Below are 23,860 nucleotides of genomic sequence, written 5' to 3'. Positions count from 1 at the left end.
ATCTCCAAGACTTCCGATGAAACGGCAGCGCTTGGTAATACCGGCATATAACCCAGGATGAAAATTCGCCTTCAACGATTTGATCGGCGGCCCGCCGACGCCTAAACCATCTCGGCCTTGAGATCAGCGTCTCTCGACGCAGCCTTCTTTCCAGTGGCGCCAGCCAACCGACTAACCCATCCAGCTTTGTTGAACCGGCGCTCGATCTGATAGAAGCTGATGAAGCTGACGGGGATGACCGCCGCCAACAAGGAAAGCCACAAAACCCACTCGTTTACTTTTCCGACTAGGCCCAGTTTCACGTAGCAGGCCGCCATCACCGCGAAAAGCAACTGGTGCCAGAGATAAAGCGAATAGGAAGCGTCTCCGAAGCGGATCCATGTCTTCGAGAACGTCCACATCTGCCTCATCTCGACAGCGACGAAGCCATATACGATAAAACCGCTCGGCAAGCCGAAGCACACCGCCCGCCACATCACCGGCAAAGCCCACGCGCCCTTCGGATCGTGGAGACGATAACAGATCGCGCCGATGACCAGTCCGCCAAATCCCACAGCCAACGACGACAACGCGTACTCTGAGAATTTCCTCTCGACCAGCAACGCGACGATAATCCCGAACGCGAACTCGAGTACGATAGGCGCAGTAAACACAGAAGTCATGTAGATGCCGGCGCCCCAGATGTAGAGAACAATTGCCATCCAAAGAGCGATAACCGCCACGATGCAGCGCGGGAATAGCAAAATACCCATCGCGCACACCGCATAGAATGTCATCTCGTACTGCAATGTCCAAGCAGCCAGAATGCGATTGTTCGGCTGGGATATGAGCAGCGCCAGCTTCCACCATGGTTGCTGCTTCATGCCTGCCGGGAATAACTCAGCAGCAGGGATAAGGATTAGCACCAGCGATGCGATGAGGAACGCTATCAAATAGACGGGGTAGATTCTAAAAACCCGCCTCACCACAAATTCTCGCAAAGCCCGCCACATTCCAGTGACGTCGGCGTTCTTCCCCAACCTGTCGGCAGACAGGAAAACCACGAAGCCGGAAATCACGAAGAAGAGATCGACGCCAGATGGGCCGATGGCCCCGACGAACTGCGACCAATGATTTCGCATAGGGACAAGTGGGTAGAAGGAGTGGGTGAACACCACCATCAACGCCGCGATGGCGCGGAGGCCCTGGACATTCTTGTAAAACATGCAACCTGACTATTTCTGACGGCAGGTGGCATAGCAGCACAAGGCCGACGCGGCAACGATTAGAGGCAGACCGTCACTCCCAATGCGCGTCGGAGAGCCGCATGAACTTGTTCGTGCTGTCTACCCCATAGACAGCAACGACGCCGGTTGACTGGATTTCGATCCAGCCCTGCGTGTTCGCCTTCTGCGTAACCGTGGGGAGCCAGATTGTCCGGCTCGGACGCATATACGTCGGCAGTTGAAGGACCTGTGTTCCATCCGCGAGGTTTGCACCGGCCGCGTTGGAAATGATGCCGTCAATGTGCTTGTAGCCTCGCTCATCCATCCAGAAAACAGGGGAAGTCAATGCGGCCCAATTGTTCGTGTACCAGCCAGCAGGAATTCCCGTGACCGGATAAGCCCGCGTGCGCCTTGTTGTGGCGATGCCGTAAGCCGCCCGAGCGACGCCCTGCGCAATCTTGGTGCGGGCCAAGCGGCTCTCATGGATGTTGTCGAAGACGTTCGTATCCACGCGGTTCTGATCTGAGGCCCAAGTAAGATACCGGGCAAGGCTCGGGCCGCAGATCTTCCCAACATCCGTCACGCTGATCTTGTTTCCAGACGCGCGATAGGTTGCGCAGACTCGTCGCATGATTTCGCGATAGGCCGGCACACGCTGCCCGCCCGCCGAGTTCTGTCCCTGGTTCGCAAAGCCCGTCTTCGCGAAACCATCCGCCCGATCGAAAAAGGCCGGTGTAAGCAGGACATGCAGGCGAGCCCCGAGCGAAAGAGCCTGATCGAAGAGCAAACCCAGGTTCGTTTCGAACGTCGTCGTTGAGAGGTTGCCTTGCGCGTCGTTGGTGCCGAGCCCGACAAACACGTCGGTATAGCCGGTCATGTTTTCGGCGAGCAACCGCGTGAGCTGTTGCGCCAATGTCTCGCCGGCAACCGCGATGTTCTTAGTGTACTCCCATTGCGTTCCCATCGAACCTTGCATGATCCGAGCGATGTCACGCGGCCAGCCGATGATGATGTCGTCCATCTTGCTATCGCCGACGAACATCGCTCGAACCGGCCTTTGCGCAAGCCGTGTCGGGTTCCTGGTCTTCGTGAAGTTAAGATAGTGCGAAATGCCCGTCAGAGCCGGCGCGAAGTAGATGCCAGGCCCGAGATACTGGCATGGCGACGGCAACTCGCCTTCGGCAATCACCACGCCATTCAATCCCACTTGATACTTTGTGGGCGTAAGCATGTCGACTGTGATCGAGGCTCCGCAGAAGGTATAGGCCGGCTCGTTTGAAGCGGCAGTGCCATCGCCGAAATGCGATACCGCTACTTCGGCCCAGGTCGCCGGCCCCGTCACCTTGCGGTGAAAGATTGACCCGCCGATCGCGGCGTATATGCAGTGATACCCGCCTTCGTAGGCGAATACCGCATAGCCCACGTCCCCGGTGTTGTACCCGATGACCCAGGAATATTGGCACGTAGGCTCTGGCACGATGCCGGCGATCTGGACAACGGACGTGTCTGCGGTCGCACGGTTGATTTGTATATCGTTCATGGTTTTGGTGATGCCGTTCGTGGACGCCGCGAAGGTGTTGCCGTTTGGCCAGGGGGTCTTGAGCATCGAGATTTGCGCCCCCGACATGTCGACCGGAACAGGCTCATCATAGGCAACGTCGCCATCGGTGAGGAAGTCGACTTTATCGACCGGCTCCGAATGATGCATGAACGTGACATTCAGGACGGTGCTGTTGAACAGCAGTTTCCCCGTTCCCGTCACGGTTACCGCCGGCGCTTTGCTATCGCGCTGCGCGGATGTTCGGTCGGCGTAGACGTTCGGCCCGCTGAATGTCGGGTTGCTCGTCGCATTGATTAGGATGCCGGTAAAGTCACTCGTCGTCGCGAAGTAGAACATGCCAGTGTTCTTTCGAACCATGACAAGCGTCTCGCCGTGTGTAAGCGTAGCCTTCGCAGCAGCCCATGCAGCGTCATTGTTAGTGCCTGTGTTGGCGCCGGCGGCACCGTCATCGACAAAGCCAAACTCAGTCGAGTAACGGGCCGTCCTGCTTTCAACAAAGGCCTTCACACTCTGCTGGGAAGGAACCTTGGTGGCACTGTTGGATGCCATGTTGTCCTCGTCGAGGAGGTCGGAGCGGTGCAGCGCATCGCCATCGCCGGTGATGTCGATCGGGTCGGTGTCGACAACAGGGGCAAGGGTATTGAAGCGGAAAGTAATTTCCCCGTTCGTAGGACCCTCTTGAACGAAGGCGGTCGTTCCCTTCTGCATCGTGCGCGAGGTGCGCGCGTCGGCGGCGCGGAACCACTGGCCTTCACTCGCCGTATAGATGCCGTTTGTGCGGGCATCGATCTGGTTCTTCACCAGCACGCGATCGCCCACTTTGGTGGCGACGCCATCGATGGTCTGCAGCCCATGGAGGAGAATGTTGGCCGTGGTTGCCAGGCGCACGGGTTCACGCTCACCGGTTAACAGGCGAACGGCGGCAGTTGCAGGTCGGGCCATAAGGCTTGCTCCATGAAAAAAGCCCCGCGAAAGCGAGGCTTGAGGATTTCAGATCGGTTGACGGGCTGGCAATGGTGGACGAACGCCCACGCCAGCCAGCTTCGCCAGCCGCCATCGTTATCTTCGGATTTCTCGTCCCACGAACGTTCGCGCCTTTCGAAGTAACGAAAGAACGCTGTCGTCGAGAAGTTTGAGGCGCCCCCCAACATGTCTGCATAAGCGGGCGTCGCCCGCACGTTTACGGGAATAATTTCCCCGAGCGACTGTCTTCACGCGCGGCATCGACCCATGCTTCCATGCGCGGTGCACTATTTCCATCTCTCCATCCGGTGGTTCACTCCAGCGATATGGGGCGATCGATTACAAAGCGCTGTCACCGTAACTCCAAGCCACTGCCAATATCTGCGCGCCCACACTTCGGTTGATGCTCGACTCCAAATCGCAAAGTCGGAAAGCTGGTGCAGCCCCCAATTGCAGGTCAATGACGTGATCAATATCGTGGCCGATGGAATTGTCTCCGCAATTGTGGGTGATGCACTACTCAATGCCGCCGTCGAACCGCCAGCGGAAGAGAAGCCGAGCAATTCACCGAATACATCGAAGGCGCTCCGATATCGCGAAGTTCAATTTCCGGCTGATCCCGAAGGGCCCGTCGTTGACCGTTCGCGCCTGCGACACGTCATTTTCGAAGTAATGGAAGAACGTTATCGTCGAGGAATTTCAGACGCCCCCCTAACATGTCCGCGTAAGCGGGCGTCGGCGGCACGTTTACGGGGATAATTTCCTCGACCGACTTTCCCTCACGCGCGGCTTCGACCCACTCTTCCATGGCGCCAATGTAGCCGTCGAGTGCCACATAGGGCGTCTTGGCATGGTGACAGCTAATATAGGCCGAAGGCACGTCGCCGACGATCACCCATGTCCATGAGGGAACATTCGGCTCGGCGGGCACGAACTCGAAGAGAAAGACATATATGACGCCGTCCAGTCGATATCCAAGATATTCACTTTTGATAGCCGATACCCAGTTGTGAGATTCCAAATATCTTCGCGCTGCACGGCGGGCATCCTGGAATTCGACACTGCCACGCCGATGGCCGGGCGGCAGAGGCTTTACACTATTCAGATCAGGGCTGGCATCATCCACGCTTGTTGTCACGGCTTCGACCCTCTGTTACCTCTGCTCCAGCTGCCCCAATCTAAGTGGCCCTGTTCTTTGTGATAGAGCGGTTACAGTATTCGACGGCAGAGCTAACTCAGCTCCATTTCTGGAGGTTGGGGTGGCTTTTTGCTCCTCCTCCATGGCGAGTTTTTTGTATCGCGCCGAGCATGCCAGCCCAAAGGCAAGTCCGCCAATTGCGCAACAGTTTCATCAAGCTCTACCACCTCGAACAAACCCACCAGAATTAGGTCATCGTGATCGATTTCAGCTTCATCGCCGTAAAATTGCCACGACTCATCATCGGCATCATGTGAAGCATAGGCAATCCAGCCGCCCCCGCTAAATATCTTCCGGGTTGATATAACGGCCAAATTCTTTGGGTCTTTGAATTTCCATTCGTCCATATCCTCACCTATTTATTTGATTTTTTCCTATTCTCAAACCTGGCGACGAGGCGCAGATTTTTATAGCTATTAGATCCTGGGTTTTTTGTCCGGTCTGCAGGTTTAATTGGATCTATATGATCGATTTGAGCTTCATTTTCGGGAGGAGTCACCCCCTTATTACTTTTCTTCCCCAAAACTAATTCTACGCCACTTTCATCAGAAATCAAACCCCCACCATTCATCCGCCTATTCTCCTCATGAATATTCGTTCTCTGCTTCTTTGTTGGCTCCTTGCCAGGTGCAACGTTGGGAGGATCTTCCAAATGCGAATATGGCCTTCTTATTTCGTCTGCCTTGCCAGTCGAGATCGGAATCTCTTCTTTAATGGCAGTCGGGACCGATTCCGGCCCACTATCCGGGACGATATCGGGTTTAGCAATGCTGGAGCGCCCGCCGAGCCTCGCCACCACCTGGCTGCCAACGGCACTCAGCCCTTCGGCAAGAATATTGCCGCCCGCCCCCAAGAGCGCCCCAATGCCCATATCGCGCACGATGTCCCGGCCGTTGAGCGCGGCGTCGACACCACCGAATACAGCGCCATCGGCAGCCATGCCGGCGCTTCGAGCGAAGAGACCTGGCAGGCCCTCCAGGGCTTCGGCTCCGAACTTTCCCGTGAAGGTAAGTCCCGCGCCTTGAAGGCCATGGCCGGTTGCGAAGGCGCCAAGCAGTTTCGCTGCCATGCCAGCCGACCCGGCACGATCCGCGGCATCCTCGCTTTCAGCTTGCTCGGCTGCCAGCAGCTCGCTGTAGCTCTTGGCGGAGAAGAGCCAGTTCAGTCCCGCGGCGAACTTGTCGGCCTGGTCGAATGTCGCGCCGTTGGCCGCGAGCCTGACGCTGTCGTTCACAGCCGCAATCGGCTTTTGCCACCATGAGCCAGCGTTAAACCGCACCCGTGCAGGATGCTGGGCCATCTCGATCAGGCCAGCCTCGAGGGCCTTTCCCTGGGCCTCCAGTTCCACCGACGTGATCTTCGGATTGTTTGCCGCGTTTTGGCGCAGACGATCCAGGGCTGACTGGAAAACCTGTCCGGCCAGGAGGAAGCGCGCCTCCGGGTCGCGCAGGGCCTTGAGGATTTCACTCAGTTCGACAATGCGCTGTTGCAGCGGCACGCTCTCATCGACGTATTTCGCGCCAAGGCTGTCCGAGAGCGCCTGGGGAACCGCCAAGACCCTGCGGAAGCCCATCTGCTGTTGCGCAGCCATGGTCCACGTGACTGCGGCCTGAAAATCCTGGGGCGCTGAGACCTTGCTCCAGTCCGGAGCGTTGTCGCGGAACAGTTGATTGACGTAAGCGACGGGATCGGCGTCCCGGACGGCCATGATCAACTGGGCCGCGCCGGCCTTTACTTCGTACCGTTCACGCTCTTCCGGCGAACCCTCGGGCCCAGGTTCGAGATCCCGAAGCTCGGCATGTATCGCCTGGTTCGACGCCGGATACAGGTCGGAGAACGTCTTGGCGACGTCGGTCGTTATCCGGAACTGATCGAAACGTTTCGAGCCCTGGTCGGCACCGTAGACGTTGACGAAATCCTGAGCTGTCGGCTCGTCCTCGGGGTACTTGCCCGTGGCGGCGATGACGGCCGGCGCGTTCTGCTCGGCAAGCATGACCCGCGCATTTGCACCGATCACCTGGGCTGCGGCGGCGTTGTTGGCCTGATCCTTCAGCGCTGCAACATCGCTTGGCTTCAGATAGGTTATGGCTTCGAGAGGTATGGCTGTTGGCCAAAACGCCTCCGCCTTGCTTTCGACCGGCGTCAACGTGCCCGCACCATTTGCATCTGGGTCATTTGAACTGCCCGAGCCGCCAACCGCCTCGGCGGTGTCGTCCTTCGTCCGATTTCCAGCCTGCGCCTGACCCAGCATCTGCGCGGCCCGCTTCGGATCCTTGGCGATCAGCGCCTCGAACCGGGCTTTGGCAGCGGTGCCGAACCAGTCCTTCACCTTCTGTTGCCTGATCCCCGGGTCGAGCCCCATCTTGTCGATGAGGTCGAGCCCTTGCCGGCGGGCCGCTTCGAAGGTGAGGTGATCGTCTGGGTCGCCGTTGCCGATGGCGATGGCGCTGGTCTTCAGCGCCGTGTCGACCTCGGCCTGCTCATAATCCTTGCGCTGCTGAAGCTGCCGTGCCGCCATGCGCAGCCCGCCGGTTTGACGCATCGCCTCTTTCTGCCCGGCGAAAGCGGCGCGCTGGCTCTCGGGCATGTTCGGCAAGGCAGCGGCAAACAGCTTGTCGAACAGCCCGGTCTTGACCACCCGGCCGGTGTAGGGATCGACCTGGCCGTACATGGCCTCATGCAGGCCGGAGCCGTCGGCCGGCGCGTTGGCCGTCACCTCGTCTTCCGCCTGCGCGATCTGGGCGCCGAACCGGCGGCGTGCCAGCTCTGCGTCGAACGCCTCCTGCTGGTCCTTCATCTGCTGGTAGCGCTCGGCGGCAGCGGAAAGGTGATCGCCAATCCCCTGCATGGCGCCGCCGATGGGCGATCCCTGGGGATATTGCGGCGCGTTGCCGGTATCGAGCCGGCGCTGCGCAATGGAAAGCGGGATGACGTGGACCATCTTAGTAGAGTCCCGAATAGCCGCCGGCCATGGCCGCGCTCGCCCTGGGCGAAAGTGTCGAACCGCCGAAGGTCACGGCCTTGGTCGGGTCGTAGATCTTGGAGAGTCCGCCAACCAGCGCGCCGCCGGCGTTGAAGATCGACGCCGTCACCGCCTGCTTGCCGGAGAAGCGCGAAATGGCGGCCTGGCTGTTGAGGTTGTTCTGCCGCAGCTTCGAGTTGTACTGGATCGCGTCGAGGTCGACCTGACCCTGCCTGGCGTTGGCGGCCAGCACCTCGGTCGGCGAGCCGGATATGCCGACGCCGGAGGCTCCGGCCTGGGCGCGCGCCTGGGCCTGCAGCAGGTCCTGCTTGTGGCGTTCCTGGCTCTGTTCGAAGGCGGAACTCTGCGCCTCGGCCTGCGCCTGCTGCTCATAGGCCTTGGCCTGATAGTCGGCCATTTGCTTCGACTGCTGGCCTTCGACCAGCGTGCCGCCAACCGACAGGGCGGTGCCCGCCAGTCCAAGAAGGGCAAGTGTGCACATGGTTCAGCCTCGTTCGCTCAGGGAGAGGGTGGCGGGAATGAATTTGCTTTTGACGCCGTCCACCGGCGCGCCGAGCGGCGGGCGCGGGTCGAGCGCGCCGCCGGGGCTGAGGAAGGACAGAAGCAGCCTGTCGGCCTGCAGCGCCGGCCGGCTGAGCCGGGCGGGTGCCGCCGCGCGCGGCCCGCTCATGGCGGTGCGGCGCGTGGTGGTCAGGTTCACCTTCAGCTCGCTGACGCGGCGGCGTCGAACAGGCCATTGGCGGTGGCGATGCCGCGGGCGAGCGCATCGGCCTCGAACAGTTCCTGGCGCAGCTGCTCGACCAGGCGCTGCACGCCGCGCCAGCGCTCGCCGAGCCTTGCCGCCTTGGCCTTGATCTCCTCGCCGAGCGCCGCGATGTCGGCGCGGGCCTCGCCGCGCGCGGCTTCCGCGCGGCGCTTGCCGGCGACGTCGATGGTTCTTTCCAGGAGCGCGATGGCGTCATTGCAGTCGTCGAGCGCGGCACGCGCGGCGGCCAGGTCGCCATCGCCGAAGACCGCGCGGTCCTCGGCTTCTGCCAGCGCGCTTTTGCGGACGAGCGCGTCGTTGAGGTCGGTGTCGAGCAAGGCGATGACGGCCGCGAATTCGGCAGCCGTGCGCGCCCTGCCGAGCATTTCGGCATGGGGGGATGTCATTGGGGGAGTGTCCTTGTGTGGAGTGTGGGCGGCGAAGCTGCCGATCTCCCCCCTCGAGGGCGAGATCGGCCGTCACCTTGGCCTTCGCCGGATCGACTAAGGCTCGGCGTCGAACACTGGCGTGAAGGCGCGGATCGTGCAGGGCGTCGGGTTGACGTGGCGGATGCGTACCTTGCCCTGCCCTTCCCAGCTGTCGTCGATCGGCACCTCGACATTGCCGGTGAACAGCGTTGCCCGCCCGTCGGGGGCGACGATCGAGGGCATGCGAACCGGTTCCCAGCGGCCCCGCATGAAGGACTGCACCTCAAGACCCGTCGTGTCGGTCTCGAGCAGCGACAGGATCGCTTTCGCCACCTTCTTGCGGCGGCCGATGATGGAGCCGTCCTTGCCGCCGACATCGAGCTCCAGCGTGTCGGCGCCCGCCGCATAGGTCAGGCCGAGCTGCCATTTGGCGCCGACCGAGCCGCCAGGCAGCGTCACGGTGCCGCCGCCGCTGACGATGAGCCCGCGATAGACCTTGCCGTCGGCCAGAACATCGACGGCCTGGCCGGCAAGATGCGCCGCACCGCCCACCGTGGCCACCGCGGCGCCCGTATAGGTCAGCCCGCAATCGACCTCGAAGGCGTCACCGATGGCGCCATATTCGAACGCCGCGGTCTTGATCTCGATATAGCGCCTGGTCACGCCGCCAATGGTGCGCTTGACGACCAGCCAGAGGTCGTCATTGCCGTCCTGGCCCGGCGTCACCGCGGCACTCTCGACGACCGCCCGGCCGGATCCGCTGAAAGCGCCGCCCAGGCGATGCCGGTGCATGCCCCTCACTTCCTGCGATGGCTGGTGCGTATAGCCGCCGAGCTCGCCATTATCGAGCGGGAACCACAGCAACGGGTCGGGATCGGTCTGGAAGGCAAGCTCGACCACGCCCTGCTTGGGAATATGCTCGGAAATCTGGCCGACATCGTCCGAGGTGAAGCGGCTCTGCGCCGTCTGCGTCAGCTCGGCGATTGATTTGCGCGAGCGCGTGACATAGAGAAACGACTGGCCGGCATCGACCGGGCGGATCCGGGCACAGCCGAAGGTGCGCGAGCGCCGGTTCTTGAACGAGGACGGCGTCAGCGCCTCGTCAATGCCGGAGCCCGAAAGCGCGCGCACGCCGCCCGACGTGCCGATCAGCAGCGCGCCGTCGGAATCGGCGATCCAGGCGATGTCGTTGGCTTGGCCGCCGCCGGCCTGGACGAACTCCAGAGCATCATCGTCCTTCTCGCCCAGGGCGAAATTGTCGAAGTCGCCGGTGGCCGAGGCGTAGACCGAGAACTTCCGGCTGAAGGCCAGGCGTTCCTCATAGAGCGAGCCGCTCTCGACATATTTGCCGGGCACGAAGGTGCCGAGCCGCCAGCGGGTGATCGGCGACAGGTCGGGCAGCGCATGGCCGTAAAGCCTTATCTGAACAACGGTACTGCTGCTGCGACCGGTAATCTTGGCCCAGCGCCAGACATTCTCACTCCCGAGAAGCCGGATGGACCGGCCAACATCCGACGTTTGAAACCCGGCGCCGTTGTTGATGCCGGCGGTCGATGAGGCTGTCAGATTGAATGGCGTCATCATATCGCCGTTCTCTGCCAACGCTATCTCGGCAATGCTGCTGTTCAAGGCGTCGACGCCACCACCACCAGAAAACGCAAACCTGTAATATTCGTAGGTGGTGCTGTTCTGGAAATCGTAGAAGCGCACCTCCGAGCCGGACCAGCCGGTCTGCCCTGCTCGGCCATCCAGGGCGACGTAGTTCAGGCCATCGTTTGACCCCGTAAGCGTCCACTGCGTCGGGGTGTCGCCGGTTGCCGCGACGTTGTTTGATGCCGCGATCCAGTATGCATTCACCGCCCTGCCCTGCCCCGCGGGGAATTGGTACTGGACGAACCCGCTGCTGAGGGTCGTGACCACGATTTCCTGAGCGATACTGCGATCGAACACCCTCCATGTGTTGGTGCCGGTGCCATCATCTGTAACGGTGCCGCTCGGGGCCGTGGCGGAGGTCATCTTGGGCGTGGCGTGGCCGGTGCTGGCCGGGGTCAGCGTGGTCGGGGTGGTGTTGATTTCCTCGTAGGGGCCGTCGAGAAACGCGAAGTCCGTCAGGGTCCACGCCGTGTGCGCGGTGCGCGTCAGAACCTTAGGCGGGTAGTCCTTGTGCACGATCCACATCTGGTCGGCAGACTGGACATAGGCGAGTTTGAAAAGGTCCGCCTCCAGATAGGGCGATGCGACCTCGACCGTGCCGACGCGCGCGCCATAGGCATAGACGCGGATGTAGAGGTCGCCGAATTCGAGCGCGTAGGCCTGGTCGGCCGAGAAGATGAACGGGATCAGACGCGTCTTCTTGGCCGATATCTTGGCCTCGCCGGCGAAATAGGTGCCGCCGCGCTTGCGGATGCCGCCATGCGGCAGCGTAACGAAGTTCTCGCATCGGGCCAGTGCGGCCCGATAGAAATCGAGCGAGGCGCGGGCGTGCAGGCGCGGCGAGATTTCGCCACGGGTGAATACATCCTGGACGGGATAGAGTGCGGTCATCGGCGCAGAACCCTCAAAGCATGTCGCCCAAAAGCATGCCCACGGGCCTGACCCGGGGTGTGAAGCGGTTTTGGGGAAACGACATGCGTAAGATCAAAGACGAAAGTCGCCGCGCTGGCTGGACCAGGAGGCGGAGTAGAACCGGCCGCCGCGCTGGATGGCGTTGGCGTTGAGCGCGGCGTCCATCGCCCGGTCATAGGCCGAGCGGGCAATGTCGATCATGCCGGACTTGTGGGTCAGTGGATGCGCGACCTTGATGGCAAGGGCGGCCACCAGCACCTCGGTGAACAGCGCGTCCCAGTCGTTGGGATCGGTGAGGTTGGCGACATAGCGGATGGTCAGCGGACCCCGCTGGTCGCAATAGATCAGACCCGCCTCCTGGCGCCACGAGATCGGCACGCCCTCCGGCTCGCCATTATGGGTCAAAGGCAGCGGCCGCAGGCAGTCGGTCGGCAATTCATAGGCGACGTTCAGGCTGCAAGCACTGCCGCCGGTATTCGACCCCACCACCGTGGTGCGCAGGATCGCGAAAACCCAGGCATATTTGGTCAATTCGGCTTCGCATGTCAGGTCGAAATGCAGGTTCAACAGGCGTGCCGCCTTGACGTCCTGATCGAGACTGTCGATCGGCGCCTCGTCGAGCACGGCCAGTGCCATATTGGCGATATCGAGCGGGGTGATGGCCATCGTGTCAGGCCTCCATTGGTTTACAGGTCGGCTAAGTCGCGACCCTTTGCGCGAAGGGACGCAGTCCAGATGAGATTGTGCGGGAGCGCGAACGCCCCCGCCCCTCGGCCCGATCAGGCCTCGGTCGTCTTCAGCGCGATGAAGGTCATGTTCTTGACGCTCGAGGCGGTGCGGTCCCAGTTCGCCGCCAGCGCCAGTTCGGCGTCGGTGGCGAATTCGCCGGCCGAGGAGGCGTCGAGGAAGCGCGTGCCGGGGACATGCGGCACGAAATGCCGGCGGCCCACCATTTCGGTGACGCCGCCGCCGTGGCCCTGACGCGGCTTGCGGTCGAACTCCAGCGGCCCGCCTTCGGTGTTGACCGGCAGCTCGTTCCACAGGATCGCCTTATCCTTGAACATGAAGGCGGTGTAGACGCCCGCGACCACCGGGATGTCGTCGTCGACGACGGCTCGCAGCCCCATGTAGTAGGGGATCAGCGGCCCGCCCTGCTCGGAGGACGGCACATAGTCGATGAGGTCGGCGAGCTTGAGCGCCTTCATCTGCTTGGAGTGCATCCAGATCGTCTTGAACTTGTCCGCGCGGTCACCCATCAGATAGGCGGCCTCGATGATGTCGGTGTCGACGATGGAGGCGCCCGTGGTGCGCACCAGGTCGCCGCCGTCATTGGCGACGTTGTCGGCGACCACGCCTTTCAGGATGCCCAGCAGGGTCAGCTTGTTGGCGCGCTGCCAGTACTCGGTCTGCCGCTTGACGATAAGCTTCTGCGGATCGTCGCCCGCCAGGATCGAGGTCAGGTCCGGAACGCCCCACGCCTGGGCGCGGACGTTGCGGGCGGCGACCTCGCGGCGCGAGCCGACCTTCTTCATCTCGATGGAATCGGCCGGATCATCATTGACCGGCTCGGACGGGTCGTTGCCGAGATCCTTCCAGCCGGGCATGTCGACGGAGCGGCCGCCCATCGACAGTTTCGAGGAGATCGCCGGGTCGGAAAACAGGATTCCGGCCTGGTAGATTTCGAGCGACTGCACATGTTCCTCGAAAGCGTATTGCGCATAGACGGACGGAACGATCGCGTCCGCGATGCGGGTGTAGGCATCTGCCATTTTTCTCTTCCTTCAGCTTGGGTTTGGCGGTGACGCCCCCTCACCCAGCCTTCGCTCGGCCGACCTCTCCCGGCGGGGAGAAGAGCTGAGGCGACGGTGCCGGCCGCTAAGCGGCCGGATGAGGGGGTTCGGATACGGCTGGCCCCTCAGAGGGGGTTGTTGGGCATCCAGAGGTCCGGATTCTCTCCGGCCTCGCGGGCCAGCCGCCTTGCGCGGGCGGGGTCGCTTTTGACGAGGGCTGAAATGGCCGTCAGGTTGCGTTCGCCGGTGGCGTTGCGCTTGAACGGATTGCCTCCGCTCGAACGTGCGCCGCCGTCGATCGTGTCTTCCCTGAACATCGCCTCGCCAATGGCGTGGAAGGCCTTGGCGATCTGCGGATCGGTCAGCGCCCCGTCAGGCAGAAGGATGCCCTTCGCCTTGTAGGCGTCGACCAGGCCGAGCTTCTTCATCGCCCGGTTGGCGACCTCGAGCTTCTGGCGAAAGCCGTCGCCGTCGGTCGGCCCCCAGTCCCGGACAAGGTCGTCATGAGTGGCTTCCACCGAACGAGCGAGCGCGATCTCCTGGGCTTTCGCCTGCTCGGCCATGTAGCCGACGAACTTGTCGTGATAGGCCTGTGCGATCTTCGGGCTTGCACCCGCTTCGACCGCCCAGGCCTTGGACGCATTGGCGAGCTCGTCCGAATAGGCGAAGTTTTCCGGCAGGCCTTCCGGCCTGCGGTAGGCGACGTTCTCGGACGAGGTGACCGGACGCATGGTCTCGGGCAGCCGGGCATGAAAACGCTCCCAGTCTTCCCGCGATGCGTCGGGGCCGGGAACGCGCAGGCTCTCACCCTGCTGCCGCTCCAGCTCCGCATAGGATGTGAAAACCCTGTCGAGGCTTTCAGGCCTGGTCCAGCCCTTGGTTTCAGCGAGCTTGCGGTTGCCTTCGGAAAGACCGTCAAACCAACTGTTCCCGGCGGCCGGGGCGGACCCGTTGTCCCCGTTGGCCGGTGGCCGTACTGGGTTGCCCGCCGGCTGCGCACGCGCCGCCACGGACCCGGCGTCTGCCAGATCTGTCATGTGATGTTCCTCTGAATGGTTTCGGATGGGTGAAATGCCGCCGCGCGTCAGCGAACCCATCGCTGGGCTTTTCGCCTGCCATGCGGATCGCTTCTCATCTCGCGAGAAGAGAGAATGCCCGCACGGGCGGGCAACTCAATCGGAAGCAGACGGCGTCACGGCTGCGACACGCGGCAGTCCGTCGGCCGGTCAGGGTCGAGTATCTTGCGCAGCTCTTTGATCTTCATGCACAAAGTGTTGGTGTAGTGCCTGAACTGATCCTGCTGGTCCGTGCTGAACCCTTGGGAAAATTCCGCGCGTTCCTTGTCGTCCAGCCGGGTATCCAGTTGCCCGACTATTCCAGCGATCTGATTTCGCTCGACGTCGCGGTTGGACAGCTGTTTGAGGTATTCCAGATAGCCTGCACCAGCGAACGCGACAAGGCTGAAGGCCATGAACATCACGATCAGATTGCGAGCTTCCGGTCGCGGCGCCGGCCGATTGAGTTCGGCTTTCAACATCGCGGCGGTATAGCCGAGAATCAGAACGCCGATGCTTATGGCCCCGTATTTCAGAAAACCCATCGCTGCGTCCATGTTGCCCTCCCATGACGATCAGCTCAATATCCTCGCATGGACATCATACCATTATTCTTGCCGACAGCCAATTACGCTCGACATTTAGCTTTGCATCTTGGAAAATCGAAACAAATTGAACAAATAATCTTTGAATTCCTTGATATTTCTGCTTCGGTGTGGCGCCCACGCCAAGATGACTTCCAGAACGCCAGCAACTCGGAGTCCCGGGCAAGTCCCGGCGCTCGCCCGCCACCACGCGCCCTAGGCATTGTCGCCCCAGTTCTCCCAAAGCAGCGTGATCGTGCCGGTCACCGCGATCGTCCCATCGGCATCGATATCCGTGCCGGTGGCGAAGGCCAGGTTGAGATAGAGATCGACCGGCGTCGCCGTCCCGTCCAGCGTCGCCGCGGCGGCGATGTCGGCGGTCGAGGCGGTGGAGAGTGCCGCACCCGCGCCATCCAGCGCGCGTGCCGTCGAGGCGAGCACATTGACCATGGTTCCGGCCAGCGCCGCGCTCGACGCGGCCGCCGAACCGAGCGACCAGGTCAGTGCCGCATTGTCGTTGATGGTGGAGGCGCGGGTGGTCGGCACCGAGAACTGCAACCGCGCCGTGCCGCCCTTGATGCGCACCTTGCCGTCGGTGAAGTCGAAGATCTTCTGGCTGGAATAGGCCAGCGCGTCGGTGATCGGCACCTGCATGCCGGCGAAGGTGAACACGGTGCGGAAAGCGCCGCCCTGCCCCGTGGTCACGGCCTTCAGGCCGAGTTTTGGCGGGGCAAGGCCGGCCTCGCGGGCGGCGGCACGGACGAACGTCCGGGGAAGACCTCGGGTCATGGCATTTCTCCATTGTTTCGGTAAGACGAGCAGATGCGCGCAGCGCGCGAGAAGAGCCGGGCCCGGCTTCGGCCGAGCCGCCAACGGCTGAATCATTCTGACAAGGACGGGAGCTAGCGCCTTGTTCGAAAGAGGTGTTTTGGCCTCCCGGTCCATCAAGGCCCGAGAAACCATGTCTTATATCGTGAGCGTCCGTGCCCCCGTTCCGCCGCAATGCGGCCGCACGGGACGATCGATAGGGATTTCAGACCTTTAAGGGAGACCTCGCATGACCTTTCACAAAGCCATGGCCGCCGTCCTGATGACCGCGGCACTTGCCGGCTGTCAGTCGCAGACCGAAGGCCAGCAGCGCGCCACCACCGGTGCCCTGATCGGCGGCGCCGGCGGCGCGCTCGTCGGCCAGGCAATCGGCGGCAACACCAAGAGCACGGTCATCGGGGCGGCCAGTGGCGCCCTGCTCGGCGCCGTCGTCGGCTCCGCCACCACCCCTCAGCGCCGCGGCGAAGAGATGTGCCGCTACCAGGACCGCTACGGCCGCATCTACACCGCGCCCTGCGACGACCGCTACTACAACGGCAATTATTGACCCCCAGCTCCCTTCTCCCCGTTCACGGGGAGAAGGTCCCGGCAGGGGGATGAGGGGGCAGCGCCAAGACCTGAAAAGCTGGCACTGCCCTTACCCCCCGGAGCATTTCGACGCTATCGTCTCCTCTCCAAGGGGGTGACGATGCGGCTTCTGATAGCCTCACTGCTGGTTGCCTGTTCGGTCTGCGCACAGGCCAAGGAAGCCATCGACATTGACCAGATCAGAGGTTGCCTGGCCTTGCCGGTTGCCGCCGTCGACAATCACATCAAAGCCATGTTCGAAGTGACCCTGGACAAGGCCGGCAAGGTCAAGTCGGTCACCGTCGTGTCCTAGAGCCGCATTCCGAAGCGGCCGCACAAGATATAGTTGTCGCCGATGAAACCTTCGCCGCCATTATGCTCTTTGAGGAAGTCGGCGTAGTCCTTGGCCGGAAAATTCCGGCGCCATTGCCGCAGCGCTTGCTACAACCATCATCGCGCGATAGCTTACAGAACACAATTTAAGAGGGTACCTTGCGATCGCTCATTCCCGCCGCAGTTGTCGCTCGAAGAGCTGACGCCATAAGGGCAGTTGGCTTTGCTTTTGGCTTCTTGATGCTGTCAGCAGCGCTTGCGGCCGCCGAAGAACCCATCAAATGGACGGTTTCCATCAGCGGCGGAAGCAAAATCGAGATTCCTGTTTTCTTTGCAAAGGGCGATGGTCGATTGCTTGGTGGCTTTGCCGATAACCACGGTCAAACCTTCGATCCAATTGGGTATCCCGATGCCGAGCTCCGACAGTACCGAGCCGGTGACAACAAAATGAGCCCGTTCGAGTATCTCAAGCAGGCAATCGTCGGTGATGCCGACAAAGTGACATATAAACTAGACAGACCATCGCTCGCTGCGGTGTCCGGCACCTCAGCGGATGGCAAGGCAATTTTCTACGGCATGTGCCAGAAACGCCGTACCATCACCTGTTTCGATATGGTCTGGAACAAGAAGGATCAGGCGACATTTGGGCCAATCGCCGAGCGCATCGCCCGATCATTCCGCAAGAATCGGTGATCCGTGGACCTCCTTTTCGAAGTCCAAAAAACCGCCTCACCGCACTTCCTTCAGATAAGGCCGAAGCTTCTTGGCGTAGGCTGTCACGTTCGCGGGTTTTGTCAGATCGATTTTTTTGGAACTGCTGGAGCGCGCTGCTGCCCGTATGGAGTCAAAGGACCTCGCCAGCGGCACTACCACGCCGCGGCCAGACTCAGAGGCTCGCCTGATTGAAGGATATGTCGGCGGGTCAGTGCTCCCCTCTGTCCTGCCGGACATCTCCCCCACGAGGGGGGAGATCGCAGCCTCACCGACGCGGCCTACCCCTCCGCCCGCGCCGCCTTCTCCAGCGCCGCCAGTTGCGCCTCGTCCAGGGTCAGGAACCCCATGATGTGCTGCACCACCTCGGCACGCGCATTGCTGAGCGCGCTGTGCAATTCGAAGCCTTCGGGTGTCCGGGTCCGCGCCATCCACTCGCCGTAGGACGGCCGCCGGTAGTAGCCGACGGTCGCCGCCAGGTCGGCCAGCACCATCTCGCCGTCCTCGCCGGAGAAGACGCGCAGGTACGCCTTGGTCAGCGCGTCCCGCGCCCTGGCCGGGCCGCCGGCCTGGCCGGCGCGGGCGAAACGTTTTCCGCTCATGCGCCGCCTCCCGCCGGCGCCTGGCTACCAGCTGTGCCACTCTGGACGTCACCCGCGCCCTGCAGCATGCCTTGCAGGCCATCGAGCAGGCCGCTGTCGCGCGCCTGCACCGCCGCCGGCACCGCATCCTTGGCCGCCTTGCCCGCACTGGCGATCGCCGCCATGCCGGCCTGCGCGGTTTGAGCCTTGGCGCGCGCGTCGCGCAGACCCTCGACCTCCTCCTTGCGCCGAAAGATGCGCTGGGGGCTGCGGCCGGCGCTCTGCACGATCTTGATCGCCTCGTCGCTGTCGATATTGTCCATGACGCCCGGATCGAACTGCGCCATCTGCATGGCCGTCGTCACCACCTGGATGGTGTCGCGCGCCTCGGCCGAGCGGCGCAGCACGTCGAGCGGGCCGGTGAAGGTCGGCCGCAGCGTCTTGCCGGCCAGGCTTTCCGGCGGCACGAAGCGGCTGTCCTCGTCGTAGAGCCCCTTGTCGACGAGAATGCCGAGCTCGCGGTCGAGATTGGCGGCGAAGCCCGCCTGGATGATCGACCCGGAAGGCCCGAGCAGCGCGCCTTTCTCTTCCTGGCGGATCAGCGCTTCGGTCGCCGTCATCTGCGGGTTCTGCACCAGCGTCTGGAACAGGTTGACGAACATCATGTCGCGGATCTCGTCGGCGCGGCTCTGGGCGTAGTTGAAGGCATAGGTCGGGTTCTGCCCGGTGGTGATGGGCGCAATCAGCGGCCGGCCATTGTCGTCGATCAGCCCGGGATAATTCTCGCCGGGATTGAGCACCGGCACGTAGTCGAGCCTGGCCTTCGAGGCGGTCGCCGGATCGGTGATCTGCTGCAGCGCGCGCAGCCCGGAGCGGCGCACGGCGTTTTCCTCGCGCACCGTGGTCAGCGCCTCGATGGCGGGCGAGATGCCATAGGGGTCGCCCTCGTAGCGGCGCCAGTTGAAGGTCGACACCGGAAAGGAGCGGAAACCGCTTTCCCTGGCGATTTCCTCCTCGTCCTCGATGACGTGGTAGGAGGCGAACGCCGTGTCGAGATATTGGTACTGGTCGCCCAGCCGATACATCTTGCGCTCGTCGCGCGGCTGGATGCACTGCACCAGCGAGATCCTGGTTTCGCATTTGACCGGATCGTCGACCAGCGCCTTGATGCGCGCCGGCAGCTTTTCATAGCCCAGCAGCTGCGCCGCCTGCCGCGCCGTGCGCTCGTAGCGGCGATGGAAGATGTCGACCTGGCCCCAGCGGTTGCGACTGAGATACCCCTCGACCACCGGGATCGAGGCATAGTGGATCAGCGTGTTGCCGAACCCTTCCTCGGCATAGAGATAGGCCGGGCCGTAGCGCACGACATTGCGCAGGCAGGCTTGCGTGGCGGGGACAAAGTTCGAATTGGCGGAGTAGCGCAGCGAGAACAGGAAATCGCGCAGGGCTTCCGCCCATTCCTTCTCCTCGTCGGTCTCCTCGTCATTCATCGCCGCCGTCGACAGCCCATGCCATTTCTCCGACTGCGGGATGATCAGGCTTTCCAGGCCCGCGGCCAGGCGATTGGCGGCCGAGTTGATGGTGTTGGCGTAGACGCGGCTGCCGCGCCGCTCCTGTCGCTCGGCCTGCGAGTCCGGCCCGCCGCTTCGGCGCCCGCTCCAGACATCGGGCGCGTCGGGGTCGCAGAACTCCGCCACCTGCTCCCAAACGGCCTCATACTGGCTGCGCTCGGTCTCGAGCTCGGACTGGCGGGAAAGGATATCGCGGGCGCGCGAATCGGTCATGGGATGGCCTCGCTGGGATGTGGGATCGGGTTGATAGGGCGCGCGGCGCCTGAGCTGCGGATCTGCCAGAAGAGGGCGGGGATCGGCTGTGCCGTCATCTTTTGCCCACTTGCCTGGGCTACGCTGTTCTCACGGCGGGCTTTGGAGGAGGTCGATCTGATGACGACAAGCCTTGCCGGCACCCTGAAAAACCGTGGCAAACAGGTGGCCAAACGCCTGCTTGGCTATGATTCCCGCAACTGGCTGCGCATACGCCAGATCGAGGCGTTCACCCTCTTTCTCGAAGCCGGCAACCGCAAGGCCTCCGACGTCATCGAGATCTCGCCGGGCTGGAACCGCACCTGGCGGGCAATGTGCCCCAACTATCGGTCCGTCGACTTCCCCGACTTCGACATCTGCAGGGACCGCACCGAGGAACAGTATTCGATCGTCATCGCCGACCAGGTGCTGGAACATGTCCAGCGGCCGCACGCGGCGGTGGAAAACATCCACGCCATGACCAGGCCCGGCGGCTGGGCGATGGTGGCGACACCCTTCCTGTTCCGGGTCCATGCCCGGCCGCATGACTACAACAGATGGACGCCCGCCGGCCTCAAGCAGCTGATGGTCGAGGGCGGCTTTGCCGAAGCCAATGTCAAGGTCCATGGCTGGGGCAACAAGGCCTGCGCCAAGGCCCATATCGGCGGCCCCGTGCGCGCCTACGGTCTGTGGCGCGACTTGAGCAATGACGAGGAATACCCGCTGATGGTCTGGGCGTTTGCCAAGAAGGGTGAGGCGCGCCCCGCGTAGCGGATGCAAGGCCAATTGCTTGGCCTTGCGACAAACGCCCGAAGCAACAGCGAAGGGCGGGAAGCTGCCCAATCTCCCGCTTGAGGGAAGGTTACCGCCGCTTCTTCACCAGCCGCGCATGCCGGCGCCAGTACCACCAGTCCAGCACGCGCCGGCGAAAGCTGCGTTTCATCGCGGTCATGGTCAGAGCCCCAGGAGCACGCGGCGCTGGCCGGTGAGGCTCGACGGCGCGAGGTCGGTCTTGATGGTGCCCTGCGTGCCCTGGCGCTGTTCGAGCTCAGCCCGCAAGGCCGCCTCGCGCGCCCGCACATCCTTGTCCTGCACGGTCGGCGCCGGCGGCAGCGGCTTCAGTTCCGGCGGTTTTTGAAACAGACACATGGTTCCAGCCTTCTCTTGTCCAGTCGTAGAGGAAGAAATCTTCGCCGTTCCTGCCGTAGCCCGGCAGCAGGCAGCGTTGCGTGGCGCCGAGCAGGGCAAGCCAGCGCAGCGCCAGCCCATTGGCGGCCAGCGCGCGCGCCTCGACCCGCCAGGCGCCTTGCGCCGCGACCTGGCGGGCCAGCACGGCGTGAAAGAATTCGGTGATCCCCGGCACGCAGCGCTTCATGCGGCGCGTGCCCCAGCTCCAGGCGATCCACAGCCCGCTTCGCTGCTCGGCCGCGCCGAAGCCGGCCTCCGGATTGCCGTCGAGCTCGGCGACATAGGCAAACCCCTGCAGCGCGGCGAGCGCCAAGAGCGCCGGCGACCAATGGTCGAGCTGGCAGTCGATCTCGGCTCGGTCCTCGGGGCGCAGGTTCGCGGCGATGTAGGAGAGATCGCGCAAAGTGGCGCGGACGATGCGGACGGGCATGGATGGACTTTCCTCCGCGGGCAGCGAACCCATCGTCAGGCGAGAAGCGCCGGCGATCCCAGCGTCGTCATTCAGGCAAAGCAAGGAGCGAAGCGAGGCGGCGCAGCCCAAGGAAGCCATTGCGAGACATCAAGGCGTTGCGAGGATGCGCAGGCGCCGCAATCCTTGGCAATCATCGCGGCGTGTACGCGCACGACCACCGCGCAAAAAACAAAACCCGCCTCAAGGGCGGGTCATTGGCGCAAATCAGCACCATGGATAAAAATGTACCATCGCTGCCCTCACGTCGTCAAGGAAAACATTCCTAGCTATGTACGCAACAGAGTGCACAGCATTGCTGGAAACATGGCAGGGAGCGCCTGCCCAGCCCGTTCTTCCAAGACGCAAACGAAGCCCGCATCCACCTTGAGGCGCAGCGTTGGCCGCATGGCCCGAACTGCCCGCGTTGCGGCAACGCTCGGGTCGACCACATTTCCAAAATGGAAGGCAAGGCTCATGTCCCGGCCTGTACACGGCGCCTACGATCACCGACACTGAACGCGATGACCGGTTGCTCGCCATGATCGAAGGCAAACGCCTTACCTATCGGCGGATTGGTGAAACCGGTATCGCTTAAGCAGAAGCGAGAAGGATAATGGAAGCGTACGTGCCGATCGAATTGCCGCAACCGTGAGCCCTATCTCTTAAGCTCCGGCAAGATCTTCTCGTCGAGGAATTTGAGCCGGCTCGCCAGCATCTCGGCGTTGGCGGGAGTCGCATCGACATTGACTGGCATCAATTTCGCCACGGACTTCCCCCGGCGTGCAGCTTCGACCCAATCCTCAAGGGCGCCGATATAGCCATCCAGCGCCTCAAACGGGGTCCTGGTGTCGTCGGCCGGGATATATGTCGGCGGCACATCGCCCACGATCACCCAAATCCAGCCCGGCACCTCTGGCCTTCCCGGCTCAATCTCAAACAAGAAAATATAGATAATGCCTTCGGCGCCATATCCGAGATACTCGCCCTTGATGGACAACACCCAATCATAGAATTCAAGGTGTTTGCGAGCCTCGACGCGGGCAGAGTCGAGTTCGTTCTCGCCTGTGCTGACATCCGCTGGCGGTAACCGCATAACATTCGCCAGATCTGGCTTGGCTCCATTCACCATGACAAGCTCCCTTTCCAATTTCCCAATCTTTGTCTGGTCCACCGCTCGAAGTCTCGAGCGTCCATGTGGTGCTTCATATGATCAGCCCGAGTGCGAGGTCTGATGTTTGATACGTGATCCGGCCCACCATCGGCCAGTGGAATCTCATGGGACACATCCATGTTTCGGCCTGTGGCGGGATCCTTGGGCCAAGGCTGGCCATGCAGCCGTTCCCATTCCTTACGCAGAGCCTTGTTGGTGGTGTACCGCCCCCGATGAATCCAGCTAAAGCCACCTGTTTCAACGCCTTCGGCGGCAATATCCGCAGTGCCGCTGGAATTGCCGACGTTGGCGCCCTGTAATCGTGTGTCGCCAACGTCGCCGAAAACCGGAGGCGCAGCTTCCGAGCTGGCAATGGCTGCCTCATCGACGGAACGCCCGCCGAGCCTCGCCACCACCTGGCTGCCAACGGCACTCAGCCCTTCGGCAAGAACATTGCCGCCCGCCCCCAAGAGCGCCCCAATGCCCATATCGCGCACGATGTCCCGGCCGTTGAGCGCGGCGTCGACACCACCGAATACAGCGCCATCGGCAGCCATGCCGGCGCTTCGAGCGAAGAGACCTGGCAGGCCCTCCAGGGCTTCGGCTCCGAACTTTCCCGTGAAGGTAAGTCCCGCGCCTTGAAGGCCATGGCCGGTTGCGAAGGCGCCAAGCAGTTTCGCTGCCATGCCAGCCGACCCGGCACGATCCGCGGCATCCTCGCTTTCAGCTTGCTCGGCTGCCAGCAGCTCGCTGTAGCTCTTGGCGGAGAAGAGCCAGTTCAGTCCCGCAGCGAACTTGTCGGCCTGGTCGAATGTCGCGCCGTTGGCCGCGAGCCTGACGCTGTCGTTCACAGCCGCAATCGGCTTTTGCCACCATGAGCCAGCGTTAAACCGCACCCGTGCAGGATGCTGGGCCATCTCGATCAGGCCAGCCTCGAGGGCCTTTCCCTGGGCCTCCAGTTCCACCGACGTGATCTTCGGATTGTTTGCCGCGTTTTGGCGCAGACGATCCAGGGCTGACTGGAAAACCTGTCCGGCCAGGAGGAAGCGCGCCTCCGGGTCGCGCAGGGCCTTGAGGATTTCACTCAGTTCGACAATGCGCTGTTGCAGCGGCACGCTCTCATCGACGTATTTCGCGCCAAGGCTGTCCGAGAGCGCCTGGGGAACCGCCAA

At 62.4% G+C, this 23,860-nt stretch carries 23 protein-coding genes and 1 pseudogene; 5 read left to right on the top strand and 19 right to left on the bottom strand.

Annotated elements, in window-relative coordinates:
• Positions 1-101 precede the first annotated feature (101 nt).
• The 14 genes from C1D09_RS14745 to C1D09_RS14680 form a co-directional block, all read right to left on the bottom strand.
• Positions 102-1,205 (bottom strand): acyltransferase family protein, encoded by a 1,104-nt coding sequence (locus C1D09_RS14745; RefSeq protein WP_143975010.1) that lies wholly within the window; start codon positions 1,203-1,205, stop codon positions 102-104.
• A gap of 73 nt (positions 1,206-1,278) precedes the next feature.
• Positions 1,279-3,708, bottom strand: coding sequence for an SGNH/GDSL hydrolase family protein (locus C1D09_RS14740; RefSeq protein WP_143975009.1), 2,430 nt, complete (start codon positions 3,706-3,708; stop codon positions 1,279-1,281).
• 679 nt (positions 3,709-4,387) lie between these two features.
• Positions 4,388-4,855, bottom strand: coding sequence for a hypothetical protein (locus tag C1D09_RS14730; RefSeq protein WP_143975007.1), 468 nt, complete (start codon positions 4,853-4,855; stop codon positions 4,388-4,390).
• Between the two features lie 104 nt (positions 4,856-4,959).
• On the bottom strand, positions 4,960-5,274 hold the full coding sequence (locus C1D09_RS14725; protein WP_143975006.1) for a hypothetical protein: 315 nt from the start codon (positions 5,272-5,274) through the stop codon (positions 4,960-4,962).
• An 8-nt stretch (positions 5,275-5,282) separates the two neighbouring features.
• On the bottom strand, positions 5,283-7,868 hold the full coding sequence (locus tag C1D09_RS33450; RefSeq protein ID WP_208760385.1) for an HNH endonuclease family protein: 2,586 nt from the start codon (positions 7,866-7,868) through the stop codon (positions 5,283-5,285).
• A 1-nt stretch (position 7,869) separates the two neighbouring features.
• Complete coding sequence (locus tag C1D09_RS14715; protein ID WP_246135755.1) at positions 7,870-8,391, bottom strand: hypothetical protein; 522 nt, start codon at positions 8,389-8,391, stop codon at positions 7,870-7,872.
• Positions 8,392-8,394: 3 nt separating this feature from the next.
• Positions 8,395-8,610, bottom strand: coding sequence for a hypothetical protein (locus tag C1D09_RS33785; RefSeq protein ID WP_246135754.1), 216 nt, complete (start codon positions 8,608-8,610; stop codon positions 8,395-8,397).
• A gap of 2 nt (positions 8,611-8,612) precedes the next feature.
• Positions 8,613-9,062 (bottom strand): hypothetical protein, encoded by a 450-nt coding sequence (locus tag C1D09_RS14710; protein WP_246135753.1) that lies wholly within the window; start codon positions 9,060-9,062, stop codon positions 8,613-8,615.
• Between the two features lie 96 nt (positions 9,063-9,158).
• Entirely contained in the window at positions 9,159-11,627 is a 2,469-nt protein-coding gene (locus C1D09_RS14705; RefSeq protein ID WP_143975005.1) for a phage tail protein, read from the bottom strand.
• A gap of 93 nt (positions 11,628-11,720) precedes the next feature.
• Positions 11,721-12,314, bottom strand: coding sequence for a phage connector family protein (locus C1D09_RS14700; RefSeq protein ID WP_143975004.1), 594 nt, complete (start codon positions 12,312-12,314; stop codon positions 11,721-11,723).
• A gap of 113 nt (positions 12,315-12,427) precedes the next feature.
• Positions 12,428-13,417 carry a Coat protein gene (locus C1D09_RS14695; protein WP_143975003.1) on the bottom strand — a complete coding sequence of 330 codons (990 nt, stop codon included), beginning with the start codon at positions 13,415-13,417 and terminating at the stop codon, positions 12,428-12,430.
• Positions 13,418-13,563: 146 nt separating this feature from the next.
• A complete protein-coding gene (locus tag C1D09_RS14690; protein WP_143975002.1) occupies positions 13,564-14,475 on the bottom strand; it encodes a hypothetical protein in 912 nt (303 codons plus the stop codon).
• A 155-nt stretch (positions 14,476-14,630) separates the two neighbouring features.
• Positions 14,631-15,050, bottom strand: a complete 420-nt coding sequence (locus C1D09_RS14685; protein ID WP_143975001.1) for a hypothetical protein — start codon at positions 15,048-15,050, stop codon at positions 14,631-14,633.
• A gap of 243 nt (positions 15,051-15,293) precedes the next feature.
• Positions 15,294-15,866 carry a hypothetical protein gene (locus tag C1D09_RS14680; RefSeq protein WP_143975000.1) on the bottom strand — a complete coding sequence of 191 codons (573 nt, stop codon included), beginning with the start codon at positions 15,864-15,866 and terminating at the stop codon, positions 15,294-15,296.
• A 268-nt stretch (positions 15,867-16,134) separates the two neighbouring features.
• Between C1D09_RS14680 and C1D09_RS14675 the strand changes: the two genes are divergently transcribed.
• The 3 genes from C1D09_RS14675 to C1D09_RS14660 all read left to right on the top strand — a co-directional run bounded on the left by C1D09_RS14675 (position 16,135) and on the right by C1D09_RS14660 (position 17,498).
• The gene (locus C1D09_RS14675; RefSeq protein ID WP_143974999.1) at positions 16,135-16,452 is read left to right on the top strand and encodes a YMGG-like glycine zipper-containing protein; all 318 of its coding nucleotides are present in this window, start codon (positions 16,135-16,137) and stop codon (positions 16,450-16,452) included.
• Between the two features lie 141 nt (positions 16,453-16,593).
• Entirely contained in the window at positions 16,594-16,785 is a 192-nt protein-coding gene (locus tag C1D09_RS14670) for a hypothetical protein (protein WP_143974998.1), read from the top strand.
• 179 nt (positions 16,786-16,964) lie between these two features.
• Complete coding sequence (locus tag C1D09_RS14660; protein ID WP_143974997.1) at positions 16,965-17,498, top strand: hypothetical protein; 534 nt, start codon at positions 16,965-16,967, stop codon at positions 17,496-17,498.
• A 299-nt stretch (positions 17,499-17,797) separates the two neighbouring features.
• Here C1D09_RS14660 and C1D09_RS14655 read toward each other — a convergent pair whose 3' ends face one another.
• Positions 17,798-18,118, bottom strand: coding sequence for a Bbp19 family protein (locus C1D09_RS14655; protein WP_143974996.1), 321 nt, complete (start codon positions 18,116-18,118; stop codon positions 17,798-17,800).
• A complete protein-coding gene (locus tag C1D09_RS14650; RefSeq protein ID WP_143974995.1) occupies positions 18,115-19,881 on the bottom strand; it encodes a portal protein in 1,767 nt (588 codons plus the stop codon). Before C1D09_RS14650 ends, C1D09_RS14655 begins: the two co-directional genes overlap by 4 nt.
• A 159-nt stretch (positions 19,882-20,040) precedes the next feature.
• Here C1D09_RS14650 and C1D09_RS14645 point away from each other — a divergent pair, with 159 nt between their 5' ends.
• Positions 20,041-20,670, top strand: a complete 630-nt coding sequence (locus C1D09_RS14645; RefSeq protein WP_143974994.1) for a methyltransferase domain-containing protein — start codon at positions 20,041-20,043, stop codon at positions 20,668-20,670.
• Between the two features lie 277 nt (positions 20,671-20,947).
• On the opposite strand, the gene C1D09_RS14640 is transcribed toward C1D09_RS14645, so the two are convergent.
• Positions 20,948-21,517: a hypothetical protein gene (locus C1D09_RS14640; RefSeq protein ID WP_143974993.1), complete on the bottom strand. Its 570-nt coding sequence runs from the start codon at positions 21,515-21,517 to the stop codon at positions 20,948-20,950.
• A gap of 359 nt (positions 21,518-21,876) precedes the next feature.
• On the opposite strand from C1D09_RS14640, the gene C1D09_RS34065 reads away from it, so the two are divergent.
• The gene (locus C1D09_RS34065) at positions 21,877-22,080 is read left to right on the top strand and encodes a transposase (protein WP_342780234.1); all 204 of its coding nucleotides are present in this window, start codon (positions 21,877-21,879) and stop codon (positions 22,078-22,080) included.
• Between the two features lie 113 nt (positions 22,081-22,193).
• Here the strand turns inward: C1D09_RS34065 and C1D09_RS14630 are convergent, their stop codons facing one another.
• A complete protein-coding gene (locus C1D09_RS14630) occupies positions 22,194-22,667 on the bottom strand; it encodes a hypothetical protein (RefSeq protein WP_143974992.1) in 474 nt (157 codons plus the stop codon).
• Positions 22,661-23,860, bottom strand: a pseudogene (locus C1D09_RS33145) (hypothetical protein); the annotation flags it as partial. The gene C1D09_RS14630 and the pseudogene C1D09_RS33145, both read right to left, overlap by 7 nt.

Source organism: Mesorhizobium intechi, assembly GCF_002879535.1.
Taxonomy (GTDB): Bacteria; Pseudomonadota; Alphaproteobacteria; order Rhizobiales; family Rhizobiaceae; genus Mesorhizobium; species Mesorhizobium intechi.
Note: the sequence above shows the minus strand (reverse complement) of the source record. Positions and strands in the feature narration are given on the sequence as shown.